Genomic DNA, 21,808 nt, shown 5'->3' with positions numbered 1-21,808 from the left:
TCCTTTCTTTTGTTTATGATGAATGTATAATAACGATAATTAAAACTTTACTTAAATAATAACACTCAATTATTAATTTCAACTTTATAAAGTCTTAAGATTTCCTAAAAATTCTCTTCTCTTAAAATTTGTGTATATCCTGATATATTAGTTAATGATGTCTTTAATTCATGATTAATCTTTCTAAATACATTTTTTTCTTGCTCATCTTTTAATTTCAGTTTTTCACTCATATTGTCTAATATATTTATAATTACCCTATTTCATCTTTTGATGTTTTATTTATCTTTTGTGAATAATTTCCTATAGATACTTAAGAAATCTTATCTTTTAAAATTATGATTGGTTTTATAATACCAGCTGATAAAAGGTATATTGAAATAAATATTAATAAAAAACAATGTTAATATACTAGTTTTAACATTGTTTTTTATATCCCTATTTCTTCCCTTGACAATTTACTCTTTCAACAATAAATTTCATAACTTTATTATTAAAATCCTCTTTTAACATCTTCTCTTTTTCTAAATTATTTATTATTATATAATCTCCTAAATTTTCAGCTAATACTTTATAAATATTATACATATCTTTTGATATATGATCTTTAAAATTTTTATTAAAAAACTTGTCCATAATTAAATTAAATTCTAATATTGATAAAATGAAAATAAACCCTAAAACTATCCCAACTTTACACCCTATTGTTAATATCTTTCTCCTTTAGCATGTAACCTACTCCAAAAATAGTTTCTATATTAAAGTTGTCTTTTAATTTTTTACGTAATCTTGTTATATGTACATCAACAGTTCTTGTATCACCTAAAAAATCATATCCCCAAATTAAATCTAATAATTGATTTCTTGAATGAACCTTGTTTGTATTTTTACAAAGAAATGTTAATAATTCAAATTCCTTAGGCTTTAATTGAATCTCTTCATTATTTACATGAACACTTCTGCAAGCTTCATTAATTACTATATTATCTACAAGTATTTCTTCTTGTTCTTTAGAAGTAATCAACTTTTTCATTTCTTCTCTTCTTCTTATAGCAACTCTAACTCTTGTTATAACTTCTCTTATATCAAATGGTTTCGTTATATAATCATCTGCTCCAAGCTCTAATCCCAATATCTTATCCATTATGTCAACTCTTGCTATAAGCATAATTATCGGAATATTATAGCCTGAAATATTTCTACAAACACTAAATCCATCTGTATCATTTAACATTATGTCTAGTAATATTAGGTCTGGATTAAAATTCTTTATTTCATCTTTTACCTCTAATCCATTTGGATTTACTTTTACCTTATATCCTTCCTTTATTAAAGCAAATCTCAGTATTTCACTTATATCTCTGTCATCTTCTATAATCAATATACTCTCTCTCATATTTATCTCCCAAGCCTATTATTTAATTTTTATTATAAACTATATTTGTTAATAATATTCGCTAAATTATTCCAAATTGTAACCATTAAAAAATTGTTTAAAACTTCATCTTTAGTAAGTTCATATATTAGTAAAATCTATTTAATACACCACTTATATACTATTAAGCCTATAACTATTGACCAAACAATAATTATAGGTATTCCATATCTCCAATTTTTTGGTTTTCCACTTTTCCATAGATATTCTGACTTTTCTTCGCATTCCTTCATAATATCCTTTGGTATAAGCTTTATTGATAAGTATATAAGTAGAGGTAAAATTATTAAATCATCTAAATATCCTAAAATAGGAATAAAATCTGGTATTAAATCAATTGGTGATAAAGCATATCCTACAGTAATTCCTGCAAATATTTTTGCAACTATTGGAGTATCCTTATGCTTATAAGCTAAATAAACAGCCTTTATTTTTAATTTTATCTTTCTAGAAAACTCTCTTAATTTCATTTTCCCCTCACTATTTATTAATACATATATTATACAATTAATTCCAAGTAGAATAAAGAAAAAAGACGATTTCTTCATAATGTAGAAATCATCTTCTAATATATTTTTATACACTTATATTATTAAATCAAATTTAGCTTTAATATATTTTTATAATACTATATTAATAAAATTCGCTAGCTAAATATCATTTATATCTAAAGAAATATTTATATTCTTATTTTTAGGCTCTAATATTCTCATCTTAACTCCTGATGCACTCAATAGTCTTTTAGAAGCTTTAACATTATCTGAGTCAGAGTATTTATCTGAAAGGTATACAACTTCTTTTATTCCAGCTTGTATTATTGCTTTTGCACATTCATTACATGGAAATAAAGCAACATAAATTTTAGCTCCATAAAGATTAGTTCCTCTACTATTTAAAATAGCATTTAATTCAGCATGTACTACATATGGATATTTTGTTTCTAATACATGACCTTCCCTATCCCATGGAAATTCATCATCTGAGCATCCCCTTGGAAGTCCATTATACCCTTGGCTTAAAATTTTATTATCATTATCAACTATACAAGCTCCAACTTGAGTACTAGGATCCTTACTTCTCTTTCCAGCTAATATTGCAACCCCCATAAAATATTCATCCCAAGATATGTAATCATTTCTTTTCATTTGAATCCCCCCTAAGATAACTAGAATTAAAAACAAAAGTTTAAGTTGTTTTATTCTATTAAATTTAGAATTTAAATAATAAAAAACATATTTTATTTAAAAATCCTCTAATACTTTTCATTCATTTAAATTCTAGATTTTTAATTACTTTATGATATATATTTTAATTATAACATTAATTTTGAAATATTCTATATTATTTAATAAATACAAATCATGTAAGATTTAATATATTAAAGCAATTTATATCCTAAATCAACTTGCAAATATATGGATAATATTAATATTAATGTTATAATAAAATTATGCCATTTATTAGAACTATTATATAAATTAAAACCATATCCTAATACTAAATAAATTTTCAAAATGAAAAACTAATTTTTATAGATTATTATTAAAATTAGAAAATATAATTAAAGATAAAGCAAAAGGAGATTATTAATGAAAGCTAAAAATATTTTATTTTTTATTATCATAACATTATCATTAATTACCTTGGTATCATGTTCAAAAGACAGTAAAAAAAGTGAAAGTTCTATAAATAAAATAGAAGAAAAAAATCAACAAATAAAGCCTGATGTAAATGATGTTAATAATGAGGATAATATAACTGCTACAGATTCATCTTCTTCACCAAATAAGGAAAACATAAATTACAATACTCAAGAATCTAATCCAAGAAATCCAGTAACTAAAATAGAAGGAAGAAGAAAAGAATTTATAGAAAAATTAGATAATATCCAAAAAGAACTTGATTCCTTACCTGAAAAGAAGGATTCAGATGCTGGAATAACAAATGCTATGAGAAGTTTTTATGGAATTTCTTATGATATGTATGACAAAGCATTAAATGAGATTTATGCTTTACTAAAAGAGCAGTTATCACCAGAAACAATGCAAAACTTACAAAGTGAACAAATTAAATGGATAGAGAAAAAGGAAGCTACAGCAACTAATGAAGCTGAAAAATATAAAGGTGGATCATTTGAATTTGTTGCATATAATTCATCTTTATACGGAACAACTAAAAATAGATGTTATGAGTTAGTTAATAATTATATGACAGATTAAATTCATAAATCAATGAGATGTGGTAGCTAAATTCATTAATTAAAACTTTCTGAATTTGGCTACTACATCTCCTTATATATTAAAAATACATTATAGTCATTTTATTAATATTAAATTGTTTTATTTAAACTTTCTAAATCTTAAATATCGTTCCTCTAATAATACCTCTTTAGATTTATTATTTAATATTTTAAATTCATTTATTAGTTCTTCTTTTATAGAATTTGCAACTAACTCTATATTCTTATGAGCTCCCCCTCTTGGTTCCTTTATTATCTTTTCAATTATACCTCTTTCTAAAAGCTCATATGATGTTATCCCCATAATTTCTGCAACATCCTTTGATTTTGAAGGATCTTTTAAAAGTATTGATGCAAATCCTTCTGGAGAAAGTATAGAATAAACAGAGTTTTCAAGCATCCAAACTCTATCTCCACAAGCTAAAGCTAAAGCTCCACCACTTCCACCTTCACCTATTATTATTGAAATTATAGGTACTTTGATTTGTGCTATTTCTATTAAATTTCTTGCTATTGCTTCTCCTTGACCTCTTTCTTCTGCACCAACACCACAGTATGCCCCTGATGTATTTATAAAACAAACAATAGGTCTGTTAAATTTTTCAGCTTGCTTCATCAATCTTAGAGCTTTTCTATATCCTTCTGGATGAGGGGATCCGAAATTTCTTTCCATATTTTCTTTTAAATCTTTTCCTTTTTGGATTCCTATTATAGTAATTGGATTACCATTTAAAAGTCCAATTCCTCCTACTATAGATTTATCATCTTTAAAACATCTATCTCCATGTAATTCAAAAAAATTAGTAAATATTTTATCTATATAATCAAGTGTAGTTGGTCTTTCCACCATTCTTGCTATCACTAATCTGTCATATGCTTTGATTTTTTTATTCACAACTACACCTCCTTTTTCCTATGAAATTTTAGAAGAGTTGAAAGAGCTTTTTTTAAATCTTCTCTTTTTATAATATTATCTATAAATCCATTATCCAATAAAAATTCTGCACTTTGGAAATTTTCAGGCAATTTTTCTTTTATAGTTCCTTCTATTACTCTTCTTCCTGCAAAGCCTATTAATACCTTAGGCTCCGACAGTATAATATCTCCAAGCATAGCAAAACTTGCTGTAACTCCACCTGTTGTTGGATCTGTTAAAACCGTTATATAAAGAAGTCCTTCTTCACTATGTTTTGCAAGTGCACTACTTATCTTAGCCATTTGCATTAAAGAAAATATTCCTTCTTGCATTCTCGCTCCTCCAGAAGCTGTAAAAATTATAATAGGTAATTTTCTTTTCGTAGCTTCCTCTATTGCTAAAGTTATTTTTTCTCCTACTACAGTTCCCATACTTCCCATTAGAAAGTTTGAATCCATAACTGCAATAATTGTTCTATTTCCACCAATTTCGCATTCCCCTGTTACTACTGCTTCAAAGTTACCACTCTTTTCTTCATTAACCTTCAATTTTTCTTCGTAGTTTGGAAAATCCATTGGATTTTTTGATTTCATATATTTATTAAATTCTCTAAAAGTATCTTTATCACAAATATATGATAATCTTTCATAACTACCTAATCTAAAATAATGATTACAGTTTGAACATATATTAAGATTTTCTTCTAAGGACTTTTTATATAAAATTTTTCCACATTTACTGCATTTTATCCAAGTTCCATCAGGAACTATAGGTATATCTTTTTCATCTTCTTGTGGAGTTATGTTAATAACTCCGTATTGTCTCTTTTTAAAAATCCCCATAATTTTCACCAACTATAAATTATATTCTTTGCTTATAAAACTAGTATCAAAGTCCCCTAAGCGAAATTTCTCATTATTTAAAATATCTATTTGAAAATCTATATTATTATCAATACCTTCTATCACAAACTCATCTAGTGCTCTAAGCATTTTATTAATTGCTTCTTCTCTACTCTTACCATAAGCTATAAGCTTAGCTATCATTGAATCGTATGTTGGCGGAATAGTATATCCTGAATAAACTGCTGTATCTACTCTGATTCCATTACCTCCAGGTAAATTTAAAAATTCAATTTTCCCTGGTGAAGGTATAAACCCTTTTCTAGGATTTTCAGCATTTATTCTGCACTCAATAGCATGCCCTTTTATTTCAACTTCATCTTGAGAAAAGCTTAAACATTCTCCACTTGCAATTTTTATTTGTTCTTTTACAATATCAATTGATGTTATCATTTCTGTTATTGGATGCTCTACTTGAATTCTTGTATTCATCTCCATAAAATAAAAATTACTATATTTATCTACTAAAAATTCTATTGTTCCTGCATTAAAATAATTTACTGCTTTAGCTGCATTAATTGCTGCTCTTCCCATTTCTATTCTTAAATCATCACTTAATATTGATGATGGTGCTTCTTCTAATACCTTTTGATTTCTTCTTTGTATAGTACAATCTCTTTCCCCTAGATGAATAATATTTCCATGTTCGTCACCTAAGATTTGAAATTCTATATGCCTAGGATTTTCAATAAACTTTTCAATATATATTGTATCATCGCCAAAATTAACTTTAGCTTCTGATTTTGCAGTAAAGTAAGCATTTTCAAGTTCATCTTCTTTATGAACTATTCTAATTCCTTTACCGCCTCCCCCTAAAGCTGCTTTTATCATTACTGGATACCCTATTTCTTTAGCCTCTATATATGCCTCTTCAATACTTTTAACTATTCCATTGCTTCCAGGTATTACAGGAACATCGGCATTTTTCATAATTTCTCTAGCTCTAGCCTTATCTCCCATAATGCTTATAGTTTTACTACTTGGTCCTATAAATTTTATGTTACATTCTTCACAAATAGATGCAAATTCTGCATTTTCTGATAAGAATCCAAACCCTGGATGAATTGCATTGCATTTGGTTATTACTGCTGCACTAATAATATTGCTTTCATTTAAATATGAGTCCTTTGATTTAGGCTTTCCAACACAAATAGCTTCATCTGCAAGCTGAGTATGCATAGCATCTTTATCAGCTTCTGAGTAAATAGCTACTGTTTGTATTCCAAGCTCCTTGCAAGCTCTTATTATCCTTACCGCTATTTCTCCTCTGTTAGCTATTAATACCTTTCTAATCATAAAAACACCTCTTTACTATCCTACCATAAAGGTTAATTCTGCTTCACAAACCTTTTTATCATTTACATATGCAATTCCTTTACCTATTCCTGCTGCTCCTCTTATTTTAGTAAGCTCTACCTCTAACCTTAATGTATCTCCAGGAACAACCTTTTTTCTAAACTTTGCATTATTTATTCCACCAAAGTACGCTATTTTACCTTTAAACTCATCTCTTTTTAAAAGTGCAACTGCTCCTGCTTGTGCAAGTGCTTCAACTATTAGCACTCCCGGCATAACTGGTTCTACTGGAAAGTGGCCTTGAAAAAAGTATTCATTCATTGTTACATTTTTTATTGCAACTATTTTATTATCCTCTAAACTCTCAACTCTATCTAATAATAGAAATGGGTATCTATGAGGGATTATTTCCATAATTTCTTTTATATCCAAATATTTCACCTACTTTATCTTAAATAATTCCATTCCAAACTCTACAATATCTTCATCACTTCTTAAAACTTCTACTATTTCACAATCTTCTTCTGCTGTTATTTCATTCATTATTTTCATTGCTTCAACTATACAAAGAACTTCACCTTTTTTTACTTTAGAACCTATTTCTACATAAGGTTTTCCACCAGGTGTTCCAGATGAATAAAATGTTCCAACTAAAGGTGATTTAACTGATTTGAAACTATTATTTTTTATATCTTCTATATCAATAGATTCTTCTTTTATTTCAGCTTTATTATTTATTACTATTGCATTATTTTCAGCCTGACCTATTACCCCACCATTACTATTACTATCTTTTGATATTTCTTTGAAGCTTTCTTCATTTTTACTAAGCTTTAATTTAATACCATCACTTTCTAATTCAAATATTCTAAGAGAAGATGAATCTATTGACTTTATCAATTCTTTTATTTGTTCATAAGTTAACATTTCTATCTTCCCCTCCACTTTTTAAATATAACTGTTCCATTATGGCCACCAAACCCCAATGAATTTGATAATGCATAATTTATTTCTTCATTTTTTCCAACATTAGCAACTAAATTCAAATCACATTCTTCATCTGGATTTAAATAATTAATATTTGCTGGTATAAATCCATCTTCTAAAGCTTTTATTGAAATTATTGCTTCAACTGCTCCAGCAGCTCCAAGTAAATGTCCTGTCATAGACTTTGTTGAACTTACATAAACATCTTTTGCTAAATCTTTAAAGGCTTTCTTTATTGCTAAAGTTTCTACCTTATCATTTATCTCTGTGGATGTACCATGAGCATTTATATATCCAATTTCATTTGCTAATATATTGGCATCATTCATTGCATCTCTCATTGATCTATAAGCTCCATCTCCATCGAGAGTTGGTGAAGTTATGTGATAAGCATCACAAGTTGTTCCATATCCTACAACTTCTCCATAAATCTTTGCTCCTCTTTTAAGAGCACTTTCTAATTCCTCTAAAATTAATGCTCCTGCTCCTTCTCCCATTACAAAACCATTTCTATCTTTATCGAATGGTATAGAAGCTCTGTTTGGATCCTCACTTTTACTAAGCGCAGTCAAAGCTTGAAATCCTGCAATACCAAACTCATTAATTGATGCCTCTGCACCACCAACTATTGCTCTATCTAAATATCCATCTTTTATACTTCTATAAGCTTCACCAATGCAATGAGTTGAAGTTGCACATGCTGTAGTAACACTTAAACATGATCCTAAAAGTCCAAACTCTATTGCTATACTTCCAGCTGCAATATTAGATATTGATGTTGGAATTGTTAATGGTGAAACTCTATTTGGTCCCTTTTCTACTAAAGTTCTTATTTGATTTTCTATAGTAATAAGTCCACCAATACCTGAACCAAATATTACTCCAAATCTTTCTCTATCTACTTTATCTAAATCTATGTTACTATCTTTCATACACTCTTTTGATGCAACTAATGCTAATTGTGTATATCTATCTAGTCTTTTAGCATCTTTTTTTCCTAAATAATCCTCTGCTTTAAAGTCTTTTACTTCTGCTGCTACCTTAACTTTAAAATCTGTTGTATCAAAAAATGTTATTTTATCTATCCCATTTTTTCCTTCTTTAACAGCATTCCAAAAACTATCTATTGAATTTCCAATTGGTGTTATAGCTCCTAATCCTGTAACTACTACTCTTCTCTTCATAAACTACTCTCCTTTTAAAGCATAACCATTCCACCATCTACATTTATTACTTGACCAGTAATATAGTTTGATAAATTAGATGATAAGAATAAAACTAAATTAGCTATTTCTTTAGGCTCTCCTATTTTTTTCATAGGAATTGTCTTTATTACTTCTTCTTTTACTCTATCTGGTAAAACACTTGTCATATCTGTATTTATATATCCAGGAGCAATAACATTAACATTTATATTTCTAGCTGCAAGCTCTCTTGCTACTGATTTTGAAAATCCTATTACACCAGCTTTAGATGCAGCATAATTGCATTGACCTGCATTCCCAGCTACTCCAACAACAGAAGATATATTTATTATCTTTCCGTATCTTTGCTTAACCATAATAGATGAAACTGCTTTAGTTGTATTGAAAGTCCCTTTCAAATTTACATCTATAACATCATCAAAATCTTTTTCACTCATTCTTATAATTAATCCATCTTTAGTAATTCCCGCATTGTTAACTAAGATATCTATACTTTCAAATTTATCCTTTACTTCTTTTATAAAGTTAATTACTTCTTCTTCATTGCTTACATCACATTTGCATGCTACTACTTTAACGCCAAAGCTCTTTAATTCTTCTATTAAACTTTCTACTTCTTCATTATATTTTCTATAGTTTATAGCAATATTAGCTCCATTTTGTGCTAATGTCCTTGCTATTTCTCTACCTATACCTCTAGTTCCACCTGTAACTATTGCATTTTTATCCTTAACCATTTAAAATTCCTATCCCTTCTAATGTTTTATTTAAAGATTTCATATCTTCAACATTATAAATATTTACTTTTAAGCCTTTCTCTCTACTTATTTCCTTGATAAAGCTACTTAACACTCTACCTGGTCCAAATTCAATAAATGTATCAACACCCATATTAAGCATTTTTTCTATACTTTTACTCCATTTAACAGATGATTTTATTTGACTAAAAAGTAATTCTTCTATATCAGATTTATTATCTATAAACTCCGCTGTAACATTAGATATTATTTTTGTACTAGGTTTATTAAATTCTATGTTTTTAAGTTCTTCTTTGAGCTTTATTGATGCTTTTTCTAACAAGGATGTATGAAAAGGTCCAGATACTTTTAATTCAATAGCTCTTTTGGCTCCATATTCCAAACATAGTTCTTTAGCTTTTTCTACTGCTTCTTTTTCTCCACCAATTACAATTTGATTATTAGTGTTATAATTAGCAATTTCTACTATTCCCTTATCTCTAGAATTTTCTATAGCTATCTTTATTTTTTCTATAGGTAATCCTATTATGGCAGCCATAGATCCAACTCCAATAGGAACTGCTTCTTGCATATATCTTCCTCTTTTTTTCACTAAAGCAACTGCTTCTTCAAAACTTAAAGCATTTGCACATACTAAAGCTGAATACTCCCCAAGACTTAGTCCTGCAACAACATCCGCTTTAATACCTCTTTCTTCAAGTGCTTCTTTTGCTGCAATTGAAGTTATCAAAATAGCTGGTTGCGTATTTTCTGTAATATCTAAGTCTTCTTTATTTCCATTAAATATTAGTTCTTTTATATCAAAACTCAATATATCATTTGCTTTATCAAAAATCTCTTTACATCTTAGAATATGTTCATATAAATCTTTTCCCATTCCTATATATTGAGATCCTTGACCTGCAAAAACAAAAGCTGTTTTCATACTTCCTCCTCTTTAAAGGCTCTTTCTTATATTTTCATATTCATTAAACATTTCTTCTATAATTTCCTTAGCACTTTGCTTTTTTGTAATCATCCCTGAAATTTGACCTGCCATAAGAGATCCATTTTCTATATCTCCATCTTTTACAGCTTTTCTCAGTGCTCCTCTACCTAATTCCTCTAACTCTTCTATAGAAGCATTTTTACCTTCTAGATTTAAATACTCCCTTGCAAGCTTATTCTTTATAACTTGAACTGGATGACCTGTAACTCTACCAGTTACAACAGTATCTATATCTTTTGACTTAACTACAGCATCCTTATAATTCTCGTGAATACTACATTCGTTAGCAACTAGAAACCTTGTTCCAACTTGAACTCCACTTGCCCCTAATATAAAGGCTGCTCCTATGCCTCTTCCATCTCCTATTCCACCTGCTGCTATAACTGGAATATTTACTGCATCTACAACTTGAGGAAGTAAAACCATAGTAGTTAACTTACCAATATGTCCCCCTGCTTCACACCCTTCTGCTATAACAGCATCTGCTCCAGCTCTTTCCATTCTCTTTGCTAATGCAACTGATGCAACAACAGGAATAACCCGAACTCCAGCTTCCTTCCATCTTGCAATATACTTTCCTGGATTTCCAGCTCCAGTTGTAACAACTTTTACCCCTTCTTCAATTACAATTTTTGCTATCTCATCTGCATTTTCAGAAAGTAACATTATATTAATACCAAAAGGTTTATCAGTTAGTTCTTTTGTCTTTCTAATTTCTTCTCTTATAAAACTTGCAGGAGCATTTGCTCCTGCTATTATTCCAAGTCCACCTGCATTAGAAACTGCAGCTGCTAAAGAACTATCTGAAACCCATGCCATCCCCCCTTGAAAAATAGGGTATTTAATATTTAACAATTTGCAAATATTATTGTTCATGAGATTTCCTCCACTCTATTTTTCTATAACATTTTCTATATATCTTACTGCATCTCCCACAGTTTTAATATTTTCAACATTATCAACTTTTACGTTAAATGCATCTTCAAGATCCATTACAACTTGAAATAAATCAAGTGAATCTGCACCTAAATCTTCAATGAAGTTAGTTTCTAATTTTACCTCATCTTCATTAACACCTAATTGTTCTACTACTATGTCCTTAATCTTTTCAAATATCATTTTAAAATCCTCCTAAAATTTAATTAATGTTCCTGCCCAGGTTAATCCTCCACCAAAGGCAGCTAAAATTATTTTATCTCCTCTTTTTATAAGACCTTTTTCAAACATTTCACTTAAAGCCACTGGAATACTCGCTGACGAAGTATTTCCATACTTATCTAGATTAATATAAAACTTATCCTTATCTACTTTTAATCTTCTTGCAGCATCATCAATTATTCTTGAATTAGCTTGATGAGGAACTATATATTTTATATTTTTTATATCCTCATTTGATTTTTCTAACAATTCATTAACTATTTGAGGTATTATTGATACTGCAAATTTATAAACCTCGGCACCTTTCATTTCTATATATCTTTTTTCTAACTTTTTATCTTTTGCAAAAGGTGTATTTAACTCTAATTCACCTGCAACTAAACTCTTTTCCCCAAGGCTTCCATCAGATGAAAAACATGTACTTATAATTCCTTCTTCATCATTTGATATTTCAATCACCGCTGCTCCAGCTCCATCTCCAAATAATACACAAGTACTTCTATCGCTCCAATCTATTATTCTAGATAAAACTTCCGATCCAATTACTAATGCCCGTTTTTTATCAGTGCCTCTAATTAAACTAGATGCAACTATCAAAGAATAAACAAACCCAGAGCATGCTGCTGATATATCAAATGCAGCTGCATTATTACATCCTAATAGTCCTTGAACACTGCAAGCTGTAGATGGCATAATTTTATCTGGTGAAGTAGTAGCTACAACAATTAAATCTATATCATCTTTATCACAATTACTATTTTTCAAAGCGGATAACGCTGCTTTATATGCTAGTTCAACTGTGCCTTCTCCACTAGATATTCTTCTTTCTTTTATTCCGGTTCTTTTTACTATCCATTCGTCTGTAGTTTCAACTATGCTTTCTAAATCCTTATTACTTACTATATTATCTGGACAATAATGACCAAATCCAACTACTTTTACCCCTTTCATTTAACGCCTCTTTCTAAAAATTCTACTTTCAAGTTATATTTAACTCAAACATCAAATATTTTTATTATCAAAATATTATTTTATATTAAGTTATTATTGAATATGTGTAACTTTAACTTCTACATATTCAATCAATTACTTCAATGTCATATCTATTCTATAAATAAATAAAAATACAGAAATATCGACAAAATTCCTACTCTCAAATATTTTGACTATCAAAGTAATATCATCATGATAATACCATTTTTTTAATTTGTCAACATTCGTAATATTTTTTTAATTATAAATTTAAAATATAATAAGATTTTCTTATATTTAATTTTATATTTTCCATATCAAAGCATAATAAATTTCTTCATTTCGTGATTTTCACATTTTCTTATTTTATTTTCCAAAATATAATTAGTATCTATTAACATAAATTATTATTTAAACTATCTATTGTTTTTTCCAAAATTCTGAACTATACTATTAATAATATTTTGATTATCAAAGTATTATTCTTAAAATTTAAAGGAGTAAAATTATGAATATTAAACCATTAAAAATTGGTGATTTAATAGCTAAAGTCCCTATAATTCAAGGGGGAATGGGTGTTGGAGTATCTCTATCAAATCTTGCAGGTAATGTTGCAAAGAATGGTGCTATTGGTGTTATTTCTGCTGCTCATGCAGGTTATATGGAAGAAGATTTTGAAGCTAATACATTAAAAGCTAATCTAAGAGGGTTAGCTAATCATATAAAAAAAGCTAAAGAAATAAGTTCAAATGGACTAATAGGTGTTAATGTAATGGTCGCAATGAACAATTATGTTGAACATGTAAAGGCAGCAATTGAAGCTGGTGCTGATTTAATTATATCTGGTGCTGGACTTCCATTGAACTTACCTGAAATTACAAAAGGAAGCTCAATAAAGATAGCTCCTATAGTTTCATCTTCAAAAGCTGTAAAAGTAATACTAGGATATTGGAAAAAACATTTCAATAGAACTGCTGATGCAGTAATTGTTGAAGGTCCAATGGCAGGTGGCCATCTTGGCTTTAAGGCAAATAACCTAAATGATGAAATTAAAAATTTCGATAATAACGTTATAAACATAATTAAAGAAGTTAGAAACTTCGAAAATGAATTTAATACCGAAATCCCTGTGGTAGTAGCTGGTGGCGTATTTACTAATGATGATATGGTTAAATACCTAAATCTTGGAGCTAATGGCGTACAAGTTGCAACAAGATTTGTAGCAACTCATGAATGTGATGCTCATATTAATTTTAAAAATGCTTATGTTAATTGCAATAAAGAAGATATTGAATTAACTATAAGTCCTGTAGGGATGCCAGGAAGAGCTATAAAAAACAAATTAACAGAAACATTAAAAAATCAAAAAGTAAAAATAACTAAATGTTATAATTGCTTGATTCCTTGTACCCCAGCAACAACACCATATTGTATAAGCTCAGCTTTAATCAACGCTGTAAAAGGCGATGTCGAAAATGGATTAGTTTTCTGTGGTGCAAATGCTCATCGAATAAATAAAATAATTTCTGTAAAAGAACTTATAGATGAATTAATGGGAAAGAACTAGTAATTTATATAAAAATAATAAATGAAAAATTCAAATGAATTTTTCATTTATTATTTTCACTTTTGTTTCATTAAATTATTTCTGACTATTTAAAGTTCTTTCCATTCTATTTAAGGCCTCTAATAAAATTTCTCTTTGAGTACCTATATTTAATCTAACCCAGCCTTCTCCATCTTTAACAAAATAACTTCCCACAACCATTGATATATTTGATTTTTTAAAAAATTCCTTTAATTCATCTTCGTTTTTAAATATATCTTTAATATTAATCCAAGCTAAAAAACTTGAGTCTGCTTTCATTACCTTTGCCATAGGCATATTTCTTTCAATCCACTTGTAAAGTATCATAAAGTTTTCTTCTATATATTTAGTTACTTCATCAAGCCATTCTTCACTTTCATTATAAGCTGCAACAACTGCTGGAATTGCAAAAACATGTGGACTTGTAACATAGACTTTCTTTAGGTAATTTAGCATCTTATTCCTAATATTGGGGTTTTTAATAATTATATATGATGATTTTAATCCACCTAAATTAAATCCCTTATTAGGTGATATACACATAATACTATTATTATCTATATTTTCATTTGCATTCCATAGGGTAGTAAATGACTCTCTATTAAAAACTATATCCCTATGTATTTCATCACATACTAAAAGCACATCATGCTTAATACATATTTCACTTAATCTATTTAGTTCTTCCTTTGACCACACGCGTCCACTAGGATTTTGTGGGCTACAGAAAATATATAGTTTAACATTGTTCTCTATAATCTGTTCTTCCATTTTTTCAAAGTCTAAATAATATCTCATACCAACTAACTTTAATGTATTGCAAACTAATTTACATCCACCACGCTCTACAGCTTCAGCAAATGGATCATAAGCAGGAGTATTAATCATTACTGAATCTCCTTCATTACAAAAACACTGAACTATATAATGTAATGTGGAGCAAGTACCAAACACTAACTTTATCCAATCTCTCTCTATATTCACATTAAACCTACGTTTATTCCAGTTTATAATAGCGTCATAATATTCATCATAATCATATGTATACCCATAATCACCTAAGCTAGCTCTCTTTATCAATGCTTCTTTAATTGAAGGAGAACATTCGAAATCTAGCTCAGCTATATCCATTGGTATAGCATCTTCGTTAACACCAAACTTTTCTTTCAAAATTTTATTATCCCATTTACGACAGTGGCTAAGCTTTCTATTAATCTTTTTATCTAAATTATATTTCATTTATTTTCCCTCCAGGATTATTAAATCTTTACTTGTATTATTTAGTACAACTCCTACCCCATTTTCAATTAATACATCATCCTCTATTCTTACTCCACATGTATTAGGTATATAAATTCCTGGTTCGCAAGACATTACCATACCTTCCTCCAAAATAGTATTACTTTTACTATTTAATATAGGTAACTCTCCATCCCCTATTCCAATTCCATGTCCTAATCCATGTGTAAAATATTTTCCAAAACCGTAACCACTTATTATATCCCTTACATGCTTATCTACATCTTTGCATGCAACTCCTGCTTTTATATAATTCACTCCTGCCATTTGTGCTTCTAAAACTATGTCATATATTTTCTTTAACTTAGGATCTGGCTCATCTATGCATATGGTTCTCGTCATATCTGACTGATAACCTTCATATATAATTCCAAAATCTATTGTAATAAATTCATGTGCAGCGAATTCTTTATCTGTTGGTCTTCCATGCGGCATAGATCCTCTTTTACCACTTGCAACAATTGTATCAAAAGCCATCCCACTCGCTCCGTTGCTTATTGATAAATATTGAATAAGTGCTGATAATTCATATTCTTTCATGCCTATGCGTATATTATCTAAAATCTCTTTAAACACTTTATCTGTAATCTCACAGGCTTTTTTTATTGATTTAATTTCATAAATATCTTTACATCTTCTTATCCATTCTAATTCATCATCTAATAAATTTATTTCTAGATCAAAATCCTTTAAATTTAAATACTCTTTCAATAAAATTTGATTAGGCTCTACTCCAACTCTATTTCTACTTCCTAAAATTTCTTTTACTACTTTAATATAATTCTTACCCTGTTCATGCACTATATTTGTAAATCCTGAGGTTACTTCATTTGCTTCATTTATATATCTTCCATCCATAATTTGATAATCGTCATCTTTAGTTATTAATACTTTTACTCCACTTCCAGATAAAGCACCAATATATCTTTTATTTGACTTACTTTTAATTAATATAGCATCTATATCATTATCAATTAGAATCTTTCTAAACTTATCTCTTCTTTCTTTCATATTTCTCCCTTTCTATAATAAATGAGCAATATACACCTATAGTTCATATTGCTCATTTTTATCGATTATATTTTTGTTAGAAGTCTAAATCTAAATCAGATAGAATATCTTTATCTTCATTAGAGAATATATTACTTTCCTTATTAAGCTTTTCTTTCTCATTCTTAAGCTCTTGTTTTTCCATTATCTTGAAGAAAGGTAAATATATCAAGACAGCTAAAATTAATTGTAACCCGTTTGCAATTAATATTCTCCAATCTCCATTTGTTAAAAATGCTTCTAAAAATACTCCTACATATGGTGGATCAAAAAATGGTTTATTTAACAATCCCCAATGCATCATAAACATAGGTAAAGTTCCTATTATTGCTCCTCCAAATACAAATGGAATAAACATTATTGGATTTAATATAATTGGTGCTCCAAATAATATTGGCTCATTAACTCCAAACAATGATGGGAAAAGTGAAATTTGTCCAATCTTTCGATAACGCTTAGATTTAGATAATAAGCAAGCAATTACGCATCCAATAGTTATTCCAGCTCCTGTAAATCCAAAAAACGCACTTGATGTTCCTGCTGTATAGAAATGTGGTAATGGTTGTCCAGCTTGCATTGCTTGAATGTTTTCTGCAATAAATGTAGCCATTATAGGTCTTGTTACTGGTCCAAATACTGATGAGTGTATTCCAAAGAAGAATATTGTACATATTGCAAAGTGTAATCCAAGAACTGCCCAAGGATTATCCATTGATCCAACTAATGGTGAAATAAACTTAGTTAAAATTTGTGGTGGCAATGTTCCAAATATCTTTAATGATAAGAATCTAATTAATATAAATGTTCCAGCAACTATTATTGTTATTGGAATAAGCTCAAAGGACTTTGATACAAAATCTGGAACTCCTTCTGGCATACGAATTGTAATATTTTTCTCTTTACAAAAACGGTACAATTCAACTGCTATTATACCAACTAGCATTGCACAAAATAATCCTTTTGACCCTAAATAACTAATAGATACACCACCATCTACAGTTTCAATTGCTGTAAACAAAAAGGCAAAAGTAGCTAAAGTTATACACCCTGGAATATATAATTTATAATGATTACCTAAGTTATATGCAATACACATAACTACATATAAACTCATTAATCCTATTGATAAAGTAACAGGTAAATCTAATAGTTCACTATTATTTAAAATAAATTGGCTAACAGCATTTTCAGTTCCAATCATATTAGGAAGTGCTGGAATTATAGCAAAAAAGCTTCCCAATATAGTAAACGGTGTCATAGCAACCATAGCAGCTTTTATTGCACTTAGATGCCTCTGCTTATCAACTTTATGCGCAATTGGCATAAGATACTTATTCATTAGTTCTTCAAACTTTTTAAACATCTTATCTCATTCCCCCTTTACTATTTGTTATTATCTTTTATTTGCTAATTGATGCTTTTTATAAGTTACTAAAGCTAGTTTTAATACTGTTGCTCCATCCATTTGACCATATACATCTTTATCTATTACAACAAACGGTATATTTCTAGGCTTACATATAGCTTCTATGAAATCAGTTTTATGTGATACTTGAGGCCCAACTAATACTATATCCCAATTATCAATTTCCCCTTCTAATGAATCTGCTGGAATAGCTATAAATTTAAAATCTTCTTCATTTAATTTAGCGCTCTCTTTTACAACCTTTTTCATATTTTGCATTAACATATTTGTTGAAAATCCGCCTGCACAACATAATAAAATTTTCATATTATTTACCTCCTTGATATTTAAAAACTTCTACTAGTGTTTCAACTAAATCTCTAGCTAATTGACTTGTCATATAATGATCTTGAGCATGTACCATTAACAATGATATAGGGGTATTTTCTTTTTCAGGATCCATTTCATTTGTTATTAATTTTGTTTGAATCTTATGTGCCTCTAAATCTAATTTTCTTGATTCTTCAAGCAAAGATTTAGCTCCTTCAAAATCCATATCCTTTACTTTCTTTAATGCTTCAAATGCCTTTCCTTTGCTATCTCCTGCTATGGAAATAATGTTCATAATATCTTTTTCTAACTCCGTCATACTATTTTCCTCCTAAAATTTTATAGTTTCTTCATATGCTTTTTCATCAAAATTTTTGATTATTTCTACAAAAATATCTATAGCATCTTGAATGTCATTTTTATTTGCAATGGAATATCCACAATGTCCATATCTAACAGGTATACATGATACAGCTACTGGCTTTCCTGAATATACCTTATGTGCTTCTCCCCCATCAGTTCCTCCAGTCGTAAACATATCTAACTGAAGTTCCTTATTTAAATTTCTTGCTGATTTTTTTATAAAATTTATTAATTTTCTATTTGGAACTAAAGTCCTATCAAAATTTGTAAGCATCATTCCCTTTGATATTTGTCTGTTATTTGTATGATCTCTTATAAATTCATCTGAAAAACAAGCCACATCTATTGGAAATATTATATCTGGATTTATTTTATATGTTGCTGTTTTTGCACCTCTTATTCCTACCTCTTCACTACTTGTCCCAACAAAATATACTGTATTAGGATGAACCTCATTCTTTAGCTTTTTTAATACTTCTCCAATAATAAAACACCCTAACCTATCGTCAAACGCTTTTCCGCAAATAGTATTATCTATATCTAATTCCTCAAATTCAGTAGTAAATGTCACCATATCCCCAACTTCTATTCCAAGCTTCAATACCTCTTCATAACTAGTTGCACCAATATCAACATATACTTTAGTTGCTACTCCATTATCATAATTAGCATTTAATATTCCATTGACTTTACGTCCCTCATTAGTTGTTATTCTTACTTTCTGCATAAATTTTGATAATTGCTTAACCCCCCCTACTTCCATCAACATAATTTGTCCTTGGCTAGAAATACTCCTTACCATGAAACCAACTTCATCAATATGTGAACATATCATTATCTTTGGCCCATTAATATTTCCTTCTTTTTTAAAAATAATACTGCCTAAATTATCATAAGATATTTCATCTGCATAATCTTTTAGTTCTTCTAACATTACATTTCTTACTTCAGCTTCATTTGATGCAATACTATCTGAATTACTTAATTTTTTTAAATATGCGATATTCATAAACTCCTCCTAAATATTTATTTCATTTAGATTTATTAAAAAATCTTCAAAGGTTTCTGAACCTCTTAACTTTTCAACTAAATATTCATCTTTCATTATTTCAAATAATATTTGGGTTACCATTCCAAGGTAATCCATATTCCCTTTTTCTAAAGCAACCATAAAAATTATTTTTACTGGTTTTTTATTGTGAGTAAAATTATTATTCTTTATTATTGCAACACTTAACAAATTATCTTTGCCACAGATATTTATAGGATGAGGAATAGCTACTCCATTATCATATATTGTTGACATATACTCTTCTCTTTCTATAATATATGAAGCATAATTTTCATCTACATATCCTAATGCTTCAACTCCCTTTGCCATCTCCTCTAATAGTTCCATATAATTATTATTTTTAGTTACTACCCGAAAGGTTTCTTTTTTAAACAAATTCATAAACTCTTTGTTTGTTTTAATAAAGCTATTACTAGTTCTTTTCATTTTAATTATATTTCTAATTCTCAATATATCTAAATCGTCAATTAGTTCATCAACGTATACAACTGGCATTTTAAACCCTCGGCTCAATTGCCAATTAGTAAATATTATATCTGGATTAAAGTTCTCCACTTCATCTTCATCTAATAAAGAATATGTTCTGATATCACTTGAAGAAAATAACATCTCTAATTTTAATTTCATTAATAGTGCACTGCCTTTTCCACTAGAACATATTATTGCTATCTTATTGTAGTTACGAATTTTATTATAAATTTCTTTTTCTAGATGTGCTGCAAAATGAGTTGCTATAAATCCTATTTCATCTTGGGAAATGCTTATTTTATATTTTCCTTCTATTTCATTTGAAAATTTAATTGCAATATCAAATATTGTAGGATATTTTATACTTATTTCCTTAACTAAAGGATTACTAAATGATGTTTCCTTTTGCAACCTATTTATTAATAAGGAAATATGATATAATAAATTTTTCTTAAATTCTTCATCTTCATAGAAATTAGTATCATATTCACAATCAATTTCCTGTACAAATCTTTCTATGTCTTTACGTAAATCTTCAATATATATTTCATTATAAGTAAATTTTTTGGTTTTCTTTATTAAATACTTTTTTAAATCTATTAACTCATTTTCATTTAATTTTATATCATATATTTCTTCTATAGTATTACTTAACTCATCAGCAACTCTAAAATATGTTGACTTTTCTTTTTCATAATTAAAATAATTATTATATACCTCATTATGAATACAAATTGTAATTTTAATAAAAGAATTTATTTGTTCTAATTCTATATAGTTAGTATTTAAACTATTTTCTTTTAATAGTTCTATTAATTTATTTTCTATAACTTTAAAATTTCTTTCCTTTAGTCCATTTTCTATATAATTATTTATAAACTCATTTCCATCTTCATAATACATTAAGATAAACTTTTTTCTCGTATAATCATCACATTGTATTTTTATACCATAATGAGCCTTCTTTTCTAATGTTATATTTCTACTATCTAACTCTAATTCTACTTTTCTCATATCTGATTTTATTATTGATTTACTTACACTAATTTTTTCAGCTAAATAATCCATAGTAATAAAGTCTCTATTCAATAAAAGTAAAACAATAATATAACTTGTCCTATATTCTGGTGAGAAAGTTTCATTAAATGATATTTTTTCAATATAAGAGTTGAATGCATCTTTATTATTTATTTCTATATAATAACCTCTAGCTCTTTTCAGCCTTATATCAAAACCATTATTTTTTCCATCCTTTATTAAATATTTCATATTATTACTAATGGTTTTTGTGGATACTTTAAAGAAGTCTGCAAAGTAATCTAAATTTAGATACGTATCACTATTAAACAATTGCTCTAATATTTTCCTGTTCCTCAT

Annotated in this window: 25 protein-coding genes; 2 read left to right on the top strand and 23 right to left on the bottom strand. The window is 28.3% G+C overall.

The annotated features are described in order from the left end of the window. Positions 1-104: 104 nt before the first annotated feature. The 5 genes from CSBG_RS18465 to CSBG_RS04630 all read right to left on the bottom strand — a co-directional run bounded on the left by CSBG_RS18465 (position 105) and on the right by CSBG_RS04630 (position 2,580). Complete coding sequence (locus CSBG_RS18465; RefSeq protein ID WP_141396880.1) at positions 105-233, bottom strand: HAMP domain-containing histidine kinase; 129 nt, start codon at positions 231-233, stop codon at positions 105-107. A gap of 205 nt (positions 234-438) precedes the next feature. Next, positions 439-636 (bottom strand): hypothetical protein, encoded by a 198-nt coding sequence (locus CSBG_RS04645; protein ID WP_008677495.1) that lies wholly within the window; start codon positions 634-636, stop codon positions 439-441. Positions 637-694: 58 nt separating this feature from the next. After that, positions 695-1,396: a response regulator transcription factor gene (locus CSBG_RS04640; RefSeq protein ID WP_008677493.1), complete on the bottom strand. Its 702-nt coding sequence runs from the start codon at positions 1,394-1,396 to the stop codon at positions 695-697. Positions 1,397-1,533: 137 nt separating this feature from the next. Next, a complete protein-coding gene (locus CSBG_RS04635; protein WP_035285035.1) occupies positions 1,534-1,905 on the bottom strand; it encodes a DUF1232 domain-containing protein in 372 nt (123 codons plus the stop codon). A 180-nt stretch (positions 1,906-2,085) separates the two neighbouring features. Then, positions 2,086-2,580 carry a dCMP deaminase family protein gene (locus CSBG_RS04630; RefSeq protein WP_008677488.1) on the bottom strand — a complete coding sequence of 165 codons (495 nt, stop codon included), beginning with the start codon at positions 2,578-2,580 and terminating at the stop codon, positions 2,086-2,088. A 444-nt stretch (positions 2,581-3,024) separates the two neighbouring features. On the opposite strand from CSBG_RS04630, the gene CSBG_RS04625 reads away from it, so the two are divergent. Next, positions 3,025-3,654, top strand: coding sequence for a lysozyme inhibitor LprI family protein (locus CSBG_RS04625; RefSeq protein WP_008677487.1), 630 nt, complete (start codon positions 3,025-3,027; stop codon positions 3,652-3,654). A gap of 120 nt (positions 3,655-3,774) precedes the next feature. On the opposite strand, the gene CSBG_RS04620 is transcribed toward CSBG_RS04625, so the two are convergent. Genes CSBG_RS04620 through CSBG_RS04570 form a run of 11 tightly spaced genes read right to left on the bottom strand, consistent with a single transcriptional unit; the run spans position 3,775 to position 12,835 of the window. Further along, positions 3,775-4,569 carry an acetyl-CoA carboxylase carboxyltransferase subunit alpha gene (locus tag CSBG_RS04620; RefSeq protein WP_035285032.1) on the bottom strand — a complete coding sequence of 265 codons (795 nt, stop codon included), beginning with the start codon at positions 4,567-4,569 and terminating at the stop codon, positions 3,775-3,777. A 2-nt stretch (positions 4,570-4,571) separates the two neighbouring features. Further along, complete coding sequence (gene accD, locus CSBG_RS04615; RefSeq protein ID WP_035285030.1) at positions 4,572-5,432, bottom strand: acetyl-CoA carboxylase, carboxyltransferase subunit beta; 861 nt, start codon at positions 5,430-5,432, stop codon at positions 4,572-4,574. Between the two features lie 12 nt (positions 5,433-5,444). Then, entirely contained in the window at positions 5,445-6,788 is a 1,344-nt protein-coding gene (locus tag CSBG_RS04610) for an acetyl-CoA carboxylase biotin carboxylase subunit (protein WP_008677486.1), read from the bottom strand. Between the two features lie 15 nt (positions 6,789-6,803). Then, a complete protein-coding gene (gene fabZ, locus CSBG_RS04605) occupies positions 6,804-7,220 on the bottom strand; it encodes a 3-hydroxyacyl-ACP dehydratase FabZ (RefSeq protein WP_008677485.1) in 417 nt (138 codons plus the stop codon). Between the two features lie 9 nt (positions 7,221-7,229). Further along, entirely contained in the window at positions 7,230-7,715 is a 486-nt protein-coding gene (gene accB, locus CSBG_RS04600) for an acetyl-CoA carboxylase biotin carboxyl carrier protein (protein WP_008677484.1), read from the bottom strand. 2 nt (positions 7,716-7,717) lie between these two features. Beyond that, positions 7,718-8,959 (bottom strand): beta-ketoacyl-ACP synthase II, encoded by a 1,242-nt coding sequence (fabF, locus tag CSBG_RS04595; RefSeq protein ID WP_008677483.1) that lies wholly within the window; start codon positions 8,957-8,959, stop codon positions 7,718-7,720. A 14-nt stretch (positions 8,960-8,973) separates the two neighbouring features. Continuing rightward, positions 8,974-9,717: a 3-oxoacyl-[acyl-carrier-protein] reductase gene (fabG, locus tag CSBG_RS04590; protein ID WP_008677482.1), complete on the bottom strand. Its 744-nt coding sequence runs from the start codon at positions 9,715-9,717 to the stop codon at positions 8,974-8,976. Further along, on the bottom strand, positions 9,710-10,663 hold the full coding sequence (gene fabD, locus CSBG_RS04585) for an ACP S-malonyltransferase (protein ID WP_008677481.1): 954 nt from the start codon (positions 10,661-10,663) through the stop codon (positions 9,710-9,712). The genes fabG and fabD overlap by 8 nt, the downstream gene beginning before the upstream one ends. Positions 10,664-10,675: 12 nt before the next feature. Then, positions 10,676-11,602 (bottom strand): enoyl-[acyl-carrier-protein] reductase FabK, encoded by a 927-nt coding sequence (gene fabK, locus CSBG_RS04580; RefSeq protein WP_008677480.1) that lies wholly within the window; start codon positions 11,600-11,602, stop codon positions 10,676-10,678. 15 nt (positions 11,603-11,617) lie between these two features. Then, positions 11,618-11,845 carry an acyl carrier protein gene (gene acpP / locus CSBG_RS04575; RefSeq protein WP_008677479.1) on the bottom strand — a complete coding sequence of 76 codons (228 nt, stop codon included), beginning with the start codon at positions 11,843-11,845 and terminating at the stop codon, positions 11,618-11,620. Positions 11,846-11,857: 12 nt separating this feature from the next. After that, entirely contained in the window at positions 11,858-12,835 is a 978-nt protein-coding gene (locus CSBG_RS04570; RefSeq protein ID WP_008677478.1) for a beta-ketoacyl-ACP synthase III, read from the bottom strand. Positions 12,836-13,364: 529 nt separating this feature from the next. Between CSBG_RS04570 and CSBG_RS04565 the strand changes: the two genes are divergently transcribed. Then, positions 13,365-14,423, top strand: coding sequence for a nitronate monooxygenase family protein (locus CSBG_RS04565; RefSeq protein WP_008677477.1), 1,059 nt, complete (start codon positions 13,365-13,367; stop codon positions 14,421-14,423). A gap of 75 nt (positions 14,424-14,498) precedes the next feature. Here CSBG_RS04565 and CSBG_RS04560 read toward each other — a convergent pair whose 3' ends face one another. The 7 genes from CSBG_RS04560 to CSBG_RS04530 form a co-directional block, all read right to left on the bottom strand. Then, positions 14,499-15,683 carry a PatB family C-S lyase gene (locus CSBG_RS04560; RefSeq protein WP_008677476.1) on the bottom strand — a complete coding sequence of 395 codons (1,185 nt, stop codon included), beginning with the start codon at positions 15,681-15,683 and terminating at the stop codon, positions 14,499-14,501. Then, a complete protein-coding gene (locus tag CSBG_RS04555; RefSeq protein WP_008677475.1) occupies positions 15,684-16,754 on the bottom strand; it encodes an aminopeptidase P family protein in 1,071 nt (356 codons plus the stop codon). A 76-nt stretch (positions 16,755-16,830) separates the two neighbouring features. Next, positions 16,831-18,156 carry a PTS transporter subunit EIIC gene (locus CSBG_RS04550; RefSeq protein ID WP_008677473.1) on the bottom strand — a complete coding sequence of 442 codons (1,326 nt, stop codon included), beginning with the start codon at positions 18,154-18,156 and terminating at the stop codon, positions 16,831-16,833. A 30-nt stretch (positions 18,157-18,186) separates the two neighbouring features. Continuing rightward, positions 18,187-18,525 carry a PTS sugar transporter subunit IIB gene (locus CSBG_RS04545; protein ID WP_008677472.1) on the bottom strand — a complete coding sequence of 113 codons (339 nt, stop codon included), beginning with the start codon at positions 18,523-18,525 and terminating at the stop codon, positions 18,187-18,189. Position 18,526: 1 nt separating this feature from the next. Then, positions 18,527-18,847, bottom strand: coding sequence for a PTS lactose/cellobiose transporter subunit IIA (locus CSBG_RS04540; RefSeq protein ID WP_008677470.1), 321 nt, complete (start codon positions 18,845-18,847; stop codon positions 18,527-18,529). 12 nt (positions 18,848-18,859) lie between these two features. Further along, a complete protein-coding gene (ypdE, locus tag CSBG_RS04535) occupies positions 18,860-19,900 on the bottom strand; it encodes an aminopeptidase (protein ID WP_008677468.1) in 1,041 nt (346 codons plus the stop codon). Between the two features lie 9 nt (positions 19,901-19,909). Then, complete coding sequence (locus CSBG_RS04530) at positions 19,910-21,808, bottom strand: PTS sugar transporter subunit IIA (protein ID WP_008677466.1); 1,899 nt, start codon at positions 21,806-21,808, stop codon at positions 19,910-19,912.

Origin of the sequence: Clostridium sp. 7_2_43FAA (assembly GCF_000158375.2) — a bacterium.
Classification (GTDB): Bacteria; Bacillota; Clostridia; order Clostridiales; family Clostridiaceae; genus Clostridium; species Clostridium tertium.
This window is presented reverse-complemented; position numbering and strand designations above follow the sequence as displayed.